A 12408-nucleotide genomic window follows, 5' to 3' on the forward strand; every position below is an offset into this window, starting at 1 on the left:
GCTGTTGCGCAGGCTGAACGTGGTGCCCGCGCGCAGGCTGCGCACGGTGGAGCGGCCCAGGTACAGGCGGTCGCGGCATTCGAGGGCTTCGCGCCGGATGCGGGCGTCGTGGTCGGCCGCGGCCGCATCGCGGTGGTGGCGGGCCGGCTCAAAACGTTCCAGGCGTGGCGCGCTGTCGTTGAAGGCTTCGGCCAGCGGCACGGTGCGTGCGATCACACGCTTGTTCAGCGCGTCCCAGCTCAGCACGGTGGTCACCGCCGGGTTCAGCACCAGGCTGTTGCCAAAGGCCTGGATGGCATCGCTTGTTTCCTGGCTGTTCGCACGGTGGAAGCGGATGCCGCCTGCAGCGGCGCTGGTGGGGTCTTCGGGGCAGGCCTGTTCGCTGGCGCTGTCGGCAAACAGCACCTGGCTGTGGTGCAGCGGGGCGTCGTCCACCTCCTCGAAGCGCCAGTTCAGGCCTTCGGCGGCCAGCAGGCGGGCAGCGAAGTCGAAGTGGCTCTCGCGGTACTGGGCGATGCTCGGGCGCGGCTGGCCCTGGTCGCCCTGGGCGATGAAGGCGTCGGCCTCGGCGCTCCAGCGCCAGTGGGCCAGCGGGTGGGCAGCGCCATACAGGTCGTCGATGACGTTGCTGAAGGCTCGCTCGCGCCATATCGCGCTATCGCGCATCTGCGACATCAGCCAGTTCCACGGCACGAGCGTGAAGCGGTAGCGTGACAGGCCGCCGTCGCAATCGAGCTGTTCGGCGCAGGACACATAGCCGCTGCGCCAGCACACGCTGCCGTCGGCCAGGGTGGTGCGCAGGCGCAAGGGGCGGCCGAGCAGGGCGTCGAGGTCGATGTGGGCGTTGGCCGAGACGCAGGTGATGACCAGTTCGTACAGCGCGTTGAGCGCCTCGTCCATGGTCCAGGCTTCGACGAGCAGCTGGGAGGCCAGCGCGGCGTGCTCGCCAGCGGCTTCCAGGTGGTACAGGCGCGCCTGGCTGGTGAACGGTGCGCCGAGCGGGACGCCCAATGCTTGCGCTACGGCTTGCAGCAGCGTTGTGGTTGTCATTGTGATCCTCCCCGGTGAGCGGGCTGATTCTCCAGGCTGTCTCCAGCAACGGAATCCCGCTTCGTGGGGGTAGTGGCGCCCAATGGCACGGCTTTTGGTAACGACATGCAGCTGGCACCGTCCACGGAGACTTGGTCGCGCGTGCGCAGTGCTCGCACCATTCAGCTATCGTGGCGCGATAGCAACCTCTTGCGCTCCATCTGCCCCGGACCGTGGACCAGACACTGTTTCGAGATTTCCACCACCGCCTCGTGGAGGTGACCCCGGGCGTGCACATCGCCTGCACGCTCGGCGGCTCGGGTTCGCCGCTGCTGCTGCTGCACGGCCATCCGCAAACCCGCGCCATCTGGCACAAGGTGGCTCCTGCGCTCGCGCAGCACCACACCCTGGTCTGCGCCGACTTGCGCGGTTATGGCGATTCGTCCAAGCCGCCCGGCGAGCCCGACCACGCCAACTATTCCAAGCGCACCATGGCGCAGGACCAGGTCGCGCTGATGCAGGCCCTGGGCTTCCAGCGCTTCGACGTGCTCGCCCATGACCGCGGCGCGCGGGTGGCGCACCGCATGGCGATGGACCATGCGCCGGCGGTGCAGCGCTTGGTGCTGCTGGACATCGCACCCACGCTGGCGATGTACGAGCAGACCACCGAGGCCTTCGCCCGCGCCTACTGGCACTGGTTCTTCCTGATCCAGCCGGCGCCGCTGCCCGAGCGCCTGATCCAGGCCGACCCGGCGGCCTACCTGCGCGACGGCATGGGCCGGCGCACACCGGGCCAATCCCCGTTCGACCCGCGCGCCTGGGCCGAGTACGAACGCTGCATCGCCCTGCCCGGCACGGCCCACGCGATGTGCGAGGACTACCGCGCGGCCGCCGGCATCGACCTGGACCACGACCGGGCCGACCGCAGCGCCGGCCGGCTGCTGCAGCAGCCGCTGCTGGTGCTGTGGGGCGAACACGGTGTGGTGCAGCGCTGCTTCCAGCCGCTGCAGGAATGGCAGCGCGTGGCGCGCGAGGTGCAAGGCGGCACGCTGCCTTGTGGCCACTACATCGCCGAGGAGGCACCGCAGGCGCTGCTGGAGCGGGTGACGCCCTTCCTGGTCTGAAGCCGGCGCCCCCAGGGCGCGTCACCCCACACCGCCCATGCCATGCCGCGGGCGCAATGCGGGACAACGAGCATGCAGCCCTGTCCGCGACCCCTAGCTTCGCGGTTGTTCCCCGGTTCACGGGGGCGCACCATCAACCTCCCTCAGCTTGGGTTGATCCGGAGGATGCAATGAACCAGCGTCTCTTCATGGTCGCCGCCGGCCTGCTGGCCGCGCAATGTGCAACTGCTGCACTGGTGACCGATCCCAACGATGCACGGAACTGGCAGGGCGCCACGGTGGGCACCTTTGCGCAGCTGTACTTCGGCGCGGACACGGCAGCCAATCGCCAACTGGTGGTGGACAACAAGATGCTCGACGACGGCATCTTCGATCCGGCCGGCTACCTGCCCTCCACGCTCATCAAGAGCGTGGGGGACTTTTCCTGGCAAGGCGGTGGCACGTCCACCGACCTCACCGGCACAGGTGGTTATGCCTACACCTGCTGCGGTGCGCCGGACAGCCGCTTTGCCGCGGCCAACGCCATTGACAACCAATGGATGCAGACCGGCGGCGCCATCGGCGACACCGTGTGGGACCTGGGCTTCCAGGCCAACAAGGCGGCCGTCTTCAACACCATCGACCACGGGCCGCTGCCGCAGGAGGCGATCGAGTCCACGGTGTACCTGTCGAACGACCAGGTGCACTGGACCCAGGCGGTGGTGGAGCGGGTGTGGCTGGAGGGCTTCCAGGCCAACACCGGCATCGTGTGGGACGGCTTTGTCTATGCGGTGGGCACGGGCACCGATGAAACGTTCCGCTTTGCCTCCATCGTGCACGGCGGTCCTGGCGCCTTGATCAACGATGGTGACAACGAGATCAACGGCATCCTCGGCACGCGCGGGGACTTCACGCCCCCGCCGGTTCCCGAGCCGACGACCTGGGCGCTGCTGCTGGCCGGCCTGGCCGGGCTGGGATGGCGGCAGCGGCACCGCGCGCGGCCGTGACATGAAAAAGGGGCGCCGAAGCGCCCCGAAGTTCAACCCGGGAGAGATCCCCCGATCTCTTCCCGCTCGCTTTACTTGCCGCAGCCCAGGGACTTGATGCGGTCGTACGCGGCCTTGGCCTGCACCAGGCCGTAGCCGAACTTGGTGTCGCGGCCGGCGGGGCCCAGGTCCATGGCGCTGTTGTCCAGGCTGGTGCGGATCTGCGCGCCGGTGCAGGTGGGGAAGTAGCTCCACACCAGCGCCGCCACCGCGGACACGTGCGGCGTGGCCATGGAGGTGCCGTCGTAGAAGGCGTAGTTGGTGGCCTTGACGCTCACCGTCGCGTTCTGGCCGAGCTGGGCCTTCATCTGCGCACCTTCGGTGTCGGAGGCGGTGACCGACGGGATGCTGGTCACCGTGGTGCCCAGCGTGCCGCCAAAGCCGCCGGCTGCATTGTTGTAGACCACCGCGCCTACGCCGCCGCTGCTCTGGCAGTTGGACACCTTGGTGGCGAAGTCCACCGTGCCGCGGGCGATCAGGCACACCTTGCCGGCCACCGCCGTGTTCACCGTGTCGCCGATGCCGAAGTCGGCCAGCGGCGCGGTGACGCTGGTCTTGGGCGAGCCGTCCATGCCGCCCGGGGCATACACCGTGGCGCCCACGGTCAATGCGGACTCGGAGCCCGCGCCCATCGGCACGGTGGACAGCACGTTCACGCCCGGGCCGGCCAGCTCCACCTTGCTGTTGTATTGCGAGAAGGTGGCCCACTGCTTGTTCTCGTCCACCGCGCCCACCATCACCACGCTGGCGTAGCCCGCCGGATAGGAGACCACGGTGTTGCCGTCGTTGCCGGCCGCGGCGATGGACAGCACGCCCCTGGCCTGCAGCTTGTCGAAGGCGCGCTGCTCCAGCGTGCTCTTGCGGCCGCCGCCCAGCGACATGCTGATCACGTTGGCGCCCGCGGCACCGCACTTGTTGGCCGCGCTGGCCAGGGTGGACGAATAGGCCCAGCCGTCGGCGCCGAACACCTTCACGATGTGCAGCTTGAGCTGCTTGTTCGGATTGACACCGACCACGCCCACGCCGGCCTGGTTGATGGCGGCGATGGTGCCGGCCACGTGCGAGCCGTGGTGGTTCTCGTCGGTGTACCACCAGCCGGTGCCGCTGTCGTATTCGCCGGTGACGTTGTTGCCCTTGAGGTCTTCATGGGCGTTGTCGTAGCCTGAATCGATGATGCAGACCTTGCGGTTGGCCGCATAGGTGTCGGGCAGCTGGTCGGCCTGCACCTGCTTGATGCCGTAGGGCATGAGCTGGCCGGTGGCGTAGGGCGTGCCGGTGGTCGGGGTTGTGCCCGCCAGCGGATAGCGCTTGACGTCCTCTTCGATGAACTCGATGTTGGCATGCCGGGCCAGTGCGGCGACGGCACGGGCCGGCAGCTCCACCGCCACGGCGTCCATGCCATGGATTTCATGCTTGATGTGGCCACGCGCGGCGGCAATGGCCGCACGCACCGGGCCGGCAGCACCATGCTTGAAGGACACGATCACGCGGGTGGTGGCATCGTCGGTGGCGGCCACGGCGGCACTGCTCATCATGCCGAGCGCAGCCAGCGCTGCGCACACCACCGTCAGGGAACCTCTTTTCATGGGAAACGATCCTTCGGTAAAGGGATGATTGATTCGCGAGCAGGCGAAAGCCGGATGGGGCCGCTTGCCGGGACGCGAGTTTGCAAGACCCGTGCCGTTTGTCACAGCCGCAACGCTCGGTGAATACCCCGTTCCTCGTGTTTGTCCGGAGCTGGCACCCCCGCGTTTGCACGGGGGCGGCACGCCGCTGGCTACACTTTCGGGCTTTGCTGCTGCGCCTTTGCCCGTGTCACGCCTCGCCGTCTTTCACCAATACCTGCTGCCCAAGAAGGCACTCACCCGCTTTGCCGGCTGGGTGGCCTCGGCTGAGGCGGGCGCCATCACCACCGCGCTGATCCGCTGGTTCGTCGGCAAGTACCAGGTGGACATGAACGAGGCGCTCAACCCCGACATCACCAGCTACCGCAGCTTCAACGACTTCTTCACCCGCGCCTTGCGGCCGGGCGCGCGGCCGCAGGCGCAAGCCGATCTCATCTGCCCGATCGACGGCGCGATCAGCCAGTTCGGCCGCATCGAGCGCGACCAGATCTTCCAGGCCAAGGGGCACCGCTACACCACCACCGCCTTGCTGGCGGGCGACAGCGCGCTGGCCCAGCAGTTCGAGGACGGCGAGTTCGTCACGCTGTACCTGAGCCCCAAGGACTACCACCGCATCCACATGCCCTGCGCCGGCACCTTGAAGCGCATGGTGTACGTGCCGGGCGACCTGTTCTCGGTGAACCCCACCACCGCGCGTGGCGTGCCGGGGCTGTTTGCCCGCAACGAACGCGTGATCTGCCTGTTCGAGGGGGAGCGCGGGCCGTTCGTGATGGTGCTGGTGGGCGCCACCATCGTGGGCAGCATGGCCACCGTGTGGCATGGCGTGGTGAACCCGCCGCGCACGCACGATGTGCGCGAATGGCGCTACGACGACAAGCCGGTGGTGCTGAAAAAGGGCGAGGAGATGGGCCGCTTCCTGCTCGGCTCCACCGTGGTGATGCTGTTCCCGAAGGACTGCATGCGCTTCACGCCCTCATGGGCACCCGAGCTGCTCGTCCAAATGGGCGAAGCAATGGCGGAGTACGTGGGGCCCCCGGCCGTCTGACGGCCACCCCCCATGGGGGTTCGAATCGCGGCCGGGCAACCCGTCCGCGATTCGCTCGCTCCGGCACGTCCGCCCCTGGCCGCGCTGCGCGGCCTGTCCCAAAGGGCTCCAGTTAGGCGCCGTACACCGACTCTTCGTTCCAGCCGAGTTCGCGCATGTCCTCCACCCGGTAGGGCGCGTCGCTGGGCATCAGGAACTCGTCGAGCTGCGGCGGCTTGATGTGCGTGCCCGACAACATGGCATGCACCTGCCCACGATGGTGCGTCTGGTGCATGAACAGGTGCGCCAGCACATGGCCCGCGCGGTCCCGCTGCTGCCGGCCCTGCCCGCGGTCCATCACGATCACGGGGTCGATGGCCTCGGCGTCCAGCCGGTCGCACACCATGATCAGGCGCTCGTCGCACAGGCGCTGCCGGTAGGCCAGCTCCTGCAGGGTGTCGGCTGCCACGAACTGGTCGTAGCGCGCCACCATGTCGGCCACGCCTTCCAGCGCATCCAGGTAGTACACGTCCACCGCGAGGATGTGGTTCATGGTGAGCGCCAAGCTGGGAAAGAAGCCGGTGCGCGGCGCATGGAAATCGTCACGCGTGAGCTTGGCCATCGCGGCATGCAGCCGGCGATTGGCCATGCGGTTGGCGCGGGCGGCAATGCAGTGGTGTTGCAGCAGGTCCATGGGGCTTCAGCCTATCGCATGCGCGGTTCGTTGGGCCGGCCGAGCATCAGCACGGTGCGGTAGCGCATGGCCACCCGGCCGGCGTCGGCGAAACGGGCGAATACCGCCTCGATCGCACGCACCGCACGCCGGCCGTCATCGCTCTCGCGGGCGGGCATGTAGGAGCGCGAGAACACCAGGCTCAACAGGCCGGCGAGGTCGAGGCGGTGCTGGTGCGCAAAGTCCTGCTGCTGCGGCATGCCGCCAAAGAACTCCGGCACCTGGCTGCGGTCATCGTGTGCCAGCATGGCGCTGCGCCGGCTGCCGCCGAACTCGGCGAACAGGGCATCCAGCGCCACCTGCAAGGGATCGCTGCCCACACGGTCGTTCCACACCAGCGCCACCTGGCCGGCAGGGCGCAGGATGCGCAGGGCTTCGTGGCGCGCCGGCATCACGTCGAACCAGTGGAAGGCCTGCGCCGCGGTGATCAGGTCCACCGAGGCCTCGGCCAGGCCGGTGGCCTCGGCGCGGCCGCTGGTGCTGCGATAACCCGGGTGCGCACCCAGCGAGGCGTCGCAGGCGCTGCGCATCTCGTCGTTGGGCTCCACCGCGGTCACCCGATGGCCACGCTGCAGCAAGGCGTGCGTGAGCAGGCCGGTGCCTGCGCCGATGTCAGCCACATCCGCACCCGCCGGCAGGGCGCCGCACTGCACCAGCGCGTCGAACAAGGCGGCCGGATAGTCCGGGCGCGACACGATGTAGTCGGCCACCTTGCCACTGAAGATGCCGGCCGTGCCGCCCTGGCTGGTGTACTCGGCGCGCAAGGCGGCGCCGCTGTCGGTGCTGGCGTTCATGGTGTCCCTGTTTCGGCTATTGTGCGGGCTTCGTTGGCACGGCTGGCTTCTGCCATGACGACAGTCCTCTCTTGCGGCTGCCGCTGTGCCCTCGGCGATCAGGGAGCCACAAGATGATGCGAAGCCATTGGAGCCGCCTGTGGATGGGCGGCCTGTTGTGCCTTGGCCTGCTGGGCTGCGGCAGCATGAAGGCGCCGGGCAGCGGCGCCGACGAAGGCCAGCGCCTGCATGCGCTGTTCGAGGCCGAATGGGAATGGGGCCTGCAGTCCCGCCCCGAGATGGCCACCTGGGTGGGCGACAGGCGCTATGCGGACCGGCTGGCCGACGTGTCGGAACAAGCCACCGCCGCCCGCGATGCCCATGCACGCGCCTGGCTGGCGCAGCTGGAGGCGGTGAAGCGCGATGCGCTGTCCGCCGAGGACCAGCTCTCCCTGGACATCGCCTTGCACCAGGCGCGCGACGAGGTGGCCGGCCAGGCCTACCCCGGCCTGCGCACGCTCACGCTGAGCCCGGTGTTCGGCGCACACACCTTGCTCGCAGGCCTGCTGCGCTCCAGCCCCGCGGAGACCGAGGCCGATCTCAAGGCCATGCTGGCTCGCCTGGCCGCTTATCCGCTGCGGGTGGACCAGGAGATCGCGCGGTTGCAGCGCGGCGCGGCAGCGGGCTGGCGCCATTCGCGCCCGGTGGTCGAGCGCGTGATCGAGCAGATCGACGTGCAGCTGAAGTCCACCGCGCCGGCGCAGAGCCCCTTCTTCGAGCCCTTCACCCGGCCCGGCAGCGTCGAGGTGCGGCAGCTGCGCGCGCAGCTGGCGCCCCAAGCCGCCGCGCTGATCAGCCAGCAGATCCTGCCCGCCCAGCGCAAGCTGCGCGACTACCTGGTGCAGCAATACCTGCCGGGCGCACCGGCGCTCGGTGCGATGTCGGGCTATCCGCAAGGCGATGCGGCCTACCGCTACCTGGTGAAGTCGCGCACCACCACCGACCTGGACCCGGAGCGCATCCACGCGATCGGCCAGGAGCGGCTGGCGCAGCTGCATGCGCAGATGGACAACATCCGCCGCGAGGTGGGTTTCGCCGGCGACTTCGCGGGGTTCGTGAAACACCTCAACACCGACAAGCGGTTTTTCCTGACCAGCGAAGCGGCCCTGCTGGCCGGTTATCGCGACATCCTCAAGCGCATCGAACCCGAGCTGCCCCGCGTGTTCGCCGAGCTACCGCGCGCCCCGATGGGCGTGCGGGCCTATCCGGCCTTCATGGGGCCGGATGCCGCTGCCAGCTACAACGGCCCCACGCTGGACGGCAGCCGCGCCGGCTGGTTCAACGCCGCCACCCTGGGCTTAGCCACCAAGCCCACCTGGGCCATGGAGACCCTGGCCGCGCATGAGGGCGTGCCGGGCCACCATCTGCAGGTGGCGCGTGCCACGGAGCTGAGCAAGCTGCCGAAATTCCGCCGCAGCGGCGGCTACGTGGCCTTCAACGAAGGCTGGGCGCTGTATGCCGAGGTGCTGGCCGGCGACCTGGGCCTGTATGCCGACCCCTACAGCCGCTTCGGCCACCTGCAGGCACAGGCGTTCCGCGCCGCACGCCTGGTGGTGGACACCGGCCTGCACGCCAAGGGCTGGAGCCGCCGGCAGGCGATCGACCTGATAGTCGAGCAGACGGGCATGGACCGCAACCAGGTCACCTTCGAGGTGGACCGCTACCTCGCGATGCCGGCGCAGGCACTGGGCTACATGATCGGCCAGCTCAAGATCATGGAGCTGCGCGACCGCGCGAAGCGGCAGCTGGGTGAGCGCTTCGACATTCGCCGTTTCCACAACGCGGTGATCGACAACGGCTCGCTGCCGCTGCCGGTGCTGGAGCGCCTGATCGACGCGTGGATTGCGAAGGAGATGCAACGCTGACAAGCCCCCTGGGACAGGCCGCGCAGCGGCCAGGGGCGCTCGTACCGAAGCGAGCGGAACACGGACGGGTTGCCCGGCCGCGTTCCGAGCCCCCACGGGGGGCCGCCGCCAGACGGCGGGGGGTCAACTCAAACTGCGGCCGATGAGGATCTTCTGCACGTCCGAGGTGCCTTCGTAGATCTGCGTCACGCGCACGTCGCGGTAGATGCGCTCCACCGGGAAGTCGCTCACATAGCCGTAGCCGCCATGCACCTGGATGGCGGCGCTGCACACCCGCTCGGCCATCTCGCTGGCAAAGAGCTTGGCCATGGCGGCTTCCTTCAGGCAGGGGCGGCCGGCGTCTTTGAGGCTGGCCGCATGCCAGATCAGCTGGCGCGCCGCCTCGATCTGCGTGGCCATCTCACCGAGGCGGAACTGCACCGCCTGGTGTTCGAAGATCGGCTGGCCGAAAGCCACGCGCTCCTTGCTGTACTTGAGCGCCGCGTCAAAAGCCGCGCGCGCCATGCCCACGCTCTGCGACGCGATGCCGATGCGCCCGCCCTCCAGCCCCGACAGCGCGATCTTCAGCCCCATGCCCTCGTCGGCCAGCAGGTTGGCGGCCGGGATGCGGCAGTTCTCGAACAGGATCTGCGCGGTGTCGCTGGCATGCTGGCCCATCTTGTCCTCGATGCGCGCCACCGTGTAGCCCGGCGTGTTGGTCGGCACGATGAAGGCGCTGATGCCCTTCTTGCCGGCCGCCTTGTCGGTGACCGCCATCACGATCGCCACATCGCCGGTCTTGCCGCTGGTGATGAACTGCTTCACGCCGTTGAGGACGTAGTGGTCACCGTCGCGCACCGCTGTCGTTTTCAGGCCCGCCGCTTCCGAGCCCACGTGCGGCTCGGTCAGGCAGAAGGCACCCAGCATCTCGCCGCGCGCCAGGGGTTTGAGCCACTGCTGCTTCTGTGCTTCGTTGGCCCAGGCCATCAGGATCGAGCACACCGGGCAGTTGTTGACACTGACGATGGTGGAGGTGGCCCCATCGCCGGCCGCGATCTCTTCCAGGATGATGGCCAGCGCCAGGTAGTCCAGCCCGGCGCCGTCGTACTCGGTGGGCACGGCCACGCCATAACAACCGAGCTCGGCCAGGCCCTTGAGCTGCTGCTGCGGAAAGTGATGGGTCTTGTCCCACTGCGCGGCGTGGGGCGCGATCTCGGCCTGCACGAAATTGCGCACGGCGTCCTGCACCGCGCGGTGGTCGTCACTGAGCAGCATGGCGCTTCAACTCCTGGATGTGGTCTTGAGAATGGCGCCCGCGCTCACCAGGCGAGCGGCTGCCCGTCGTGGTTGAGGAAGCTGCCGTTGTGCGCGGGTGTCAGGCCGGCCAGGGTGCGCCGCATGTCGGCCACGCTCTGGCTCACCTCCAGCTCCGCGCCCTCCCCGCCCATGTCTGTCTTGACCCAACCGGGATGGAAGGCCACGCAGATGGCGCGGCCGGCGTAGGCGATGGACACGTCCTTCCAGACCGAGTTGACCGCCGCCTTGGAGGCGCGATACAGCCAGCCGCTGGGGTTGCTGCGCAATCCGATCGAGCCCATGCTGGACGAGAGCACCGCGAGCCTGGCGTTTGGCGCCAGCGCATCCGCCAGCTGCGCCGCCACCCGCATGGGCCCCAGCACATTGGTGTGCATCACCGCGTCGAACTCGTTTTCGGTGGGCGGCTCGATGCCGCTGTGGCGCGGCCCGTAGACGCCGGCGTTCACGATCACCGTGTCGAAGGCGGTGCCGTCCACACGCCACGCCAGCTGCGACACGCTGGCGGCATCGGTGACGTCCAGCACGAAGGCCTGCGCGCCCAGCGCTTCGATCCTCGCCACATCGGCCGGTTGGCGCACGGTGGCGGTCACACGATGGCCGTCAGCGAGGTACTGGCGCACGAACTCGAAGCCGATGCCACGGGAGGCGCCGATGACAAGCACTTGCATGTCAGTGCCGCCCGGCCGCCCGAAGGCACTGACGCGCCCCCATGGTGGGCAGCGAACGCAGTGAGCGTGGGGGCAGTTTCATTTCAGGATCCTTTGCGGTCGAACGCCAGGCGCCAGGCCAGGCCGAGGAACAGGACGCCGCCCACGCCATTGAGCCAGCGCGTGATGCGAGGCGTCACCGCTGAGCGCAGGCGCACGGTGAGCGCCACCACGATCAGCAGCCAGGTGCCGCCGGTGAGGTCAAACGCCACGCCCAAGGCCAGAAAGGCAGCCAGCGGCGAGGCGGCGGCCGGATCGATGAACTGAGGCACGAAGGCGAGGAAGAACAGGCTCACCTTGGGGTTCAGCACGTTGGTGAGCAGGCCCTGCCCGAAGGCGGCGCGGACGCCACCCGCCGTGCTTGGCGCCGCGGCCCGCGTCGCGGCCGGCTTCACGCCCTGCCGCAGCATCTGCCATCCCAGCCACACCAGGTAGGCGGCGCCCACCCAGGTGAGCACACGAAACGCCGTGGCCGACGCGGCCAGCAAGGCCGCCACGCCGAGCGCCGCAGCCAGCGCGTGCACCAGGCAGCCGATCTGGATACCAAGGGCGGCGGCCACGCCGTGGCGCCAGCCCCCCGCCGCACTGCGGCTGACCACCAGCAGCGTGTCAGCGCCGGGCGTAAGGTTGAGTACCAGGCCAGTCAGCAGGAACAGGCCGAAGTCGTGAATGCCGAGCTCGCTGATCACGGTTCGAACTTCACCAGGATGGTGGCGCGGCCGACCACCGCCGGCTTGGCGCCACCGCGCGGGGTGGCATGGCCGTCGAGCTGGGTGAGCATGCCGTCGAGCTTGCTGTGCCAGTCGGCCGAGGCCACGGTCCAGACGATGTCGATGTCCTGGCCGGCCAGCAACGGCGTCTTGAAGGCAAAGTTGACGTTCAGGCACAGCATCTCGCGCGCGATGCCGTCATCGCGGCGGGAGAAGTGCGTGGCCAGCAGGCCCATCATGATGGCGCTGGTCTGCTGGCCGCTGGCAATCAAACCACCAAAGCCGGCGCGACCGGCGATGTCGGGGCTGAAGTGCAGCGGGTTGCGGTCCAGCGTGAGCGCCGCGAACTGCGCCATCTCCTGCTCGGAATAACGCAGGCTGTGGCTGAGCTGTTCACCGGCGACGACCAGCTTCTCGCGCAGGGACATGTCCATCGG

General features: G+C 68.8%; 12 protein-coding genes. 4 read left to right on the plus strand and 8 right to left on the minus strand.

Features of this window, described 5'->3' with window-relative positions; translation table 11 throughout:
* On the minus strand, positions 1–1050 hold a 1050-nt coding region (locus VPH43_RS24400), incomplete at its 3' end, for a type VI secretion system Vgr family protein (RefSeq protein ID WP_328580385.1).
* A 251-nt stretch (positions 1051–1301) separates the two neighbouring features.
* On the opposite strand from VPH43_RS24400, the gene VPH43_RS24405 reads away from it, so the two are divergent.
* Entirely contained in the window at positions 1302–2153 is an 852-nt protein-coding gene (locus VPH43_RS24405; protein WP_328580386.1) for an alpha/beta fold hydrolase, read from the plus strand.
* 170 nt (positions 2154–2323) lie between these two features.
* Positions 2324–3139 (plus strand): PEP-CTERM sorting domain-containing protein, encoded by an 816-nt coding sequence (locus VPH43_RS24410; RefSeq protein WP_328580387.1) that lies wholly within the window; start codon positions 2324–2326, stop codon positions 3137–3139.
* A gap of 71 nt (positions 3140–3210) precedes the next feature.
* Here VPH43_RS24410 and VPH43_RS24415 read toward each other — a convergent pair whose 3' ends face one another.
* A complete protein-coding gene (locus VPH43_RS24415; RefSeq protein WP_328580388.1) occupies positions 3211–4764 on the minus strand; it encodes a S8 family serine peptidase in 1554 nt (517 codons plus the stop codon).
* 226 nt (positions 4765–4990) lie between these two features.
* On the opposite strand from VPH43_RS24415, the gene asd reads away from it, so the two are divergent.
* The gene (gene asd / locus VPH43_RS24420; protein WP_328580389.1) at positions 4991–5848 is read left to right on the plus strand and encodes an archaetidylserine decarboxylase; all 858 of its coding nucleotides are present in this window, start codon (positions 4991–4993) and stop codon (positions 5846–5848) included.
* Between the two features lie 112 nt (positions 5849–5960).
* Here the strand turns inward: asd and VPH43_RS24425 are convergent, their stop codons facing one another.
* Together VPH43_RS24425 and VPH43_RS24430 are read right to left on the minus strand one after the other, a co-directional pair.
* Complete coding sequence (locus tag VPH43_RS24425) at positions 5961–6521, minus strand: DinB family protein (RefSeq protein ID WP_328580390.1); 561 nt, start codon at positions 6519–6521, stop codon at positions 5961–5963.
* 11 nt (positions 6522–6532) lie between these two features.
* Positions 6533–7354, minus strand: coding sequence for a class I SAM-dependent methyltransferase (locus VPH43_RS24430; protein WP_328580391.1), 822 nt, complete (start codon positions 7352–7354; stop codon positions 6533–6535).
* 113 nt (positions 7355–7467) lie between these two features.
* Here VPH43_RS24430 and VPH43_RS24435 point away from each other — a divergent pair, with 113 nt between their 5' ends.
* Complete coding sequence (locus VPH43_RS24435) at positions 7468–9258, plus strand: DUF885 domain-containing protein (protein ID WP_328580392.1); 1791 nt, start codon at positions 7468–7470, stop codon at positions 9256–9258.
* 123 nt (positions 9259–9381) lie between these two features.
* On the opposite strand, the gene VPH43_RS24440 is transcribed toward VPH43_RS24435, so the two are convergent.
* The 4 genes from VPH43_RS24440 to VPH43_RS24455 all read right to left on the minus strand — a co-directional run bounded on the left by VPH43_RS24440 (position 9382) and on the right by VPH43_RS24455 (position 12405).
* Positions 9382–10512, minus strand: a complete 1131-nt coding sequence (locus tag VPH43_RS24440) for an acyl-CoA dehydrogenase family protein (RefSeq protein WP_328580393.1) — start codon at positions 10510–10512, stop codon at positions 9382–9384.
* A gap of 44 nt (positions 10513–10556) precedes the next feature.
* Positions 10557–11222 (minus strand): SDR family oxidoreductase, encoded by a 666-nt coding sequence (locus VPH43_RS24445; RefSeq protein ID WP_328580394.1) that lies wholly within the window; start codon positions 11220–11222, stop codon positions 10557–10559.
* 83 nt (positions 11223–11305) lie between these two features.
* On the minus strand, positions 11306–11950 hold the full coding sequence (locus VPH43_RS24450; RefSeq protein WP_328580395.1) for a LysE family translocator: 645 nt from the start codon (positions 11948–11950) through the stop codon (positions 11306–11308).
* A complete protein-coding gene (locus VPH43_RS24455; RefSeq protein ID WP_328580396.1) occupies positions 11947–12405 on the minus strand; it encodes a MaoC family dehydratase in 459 nt (152 codons plus the stop codon). The genes VPH43_RS24450 and VPH43_RS24455 overlap by 4 nt, the downstream gene beginning before the upstream one ends.
* Positions 12406–12408: the final 3 nt, after the last annotated feature.

Source organism: Ideonella sp. BN130291 (assembly GCF_036231905.1).
Lineage (GTDB): Bacteria > Pseudomonadota > Gammaproteobacteria > Burkholderiales > Burkholderiaceae_C > CAMLIZ01.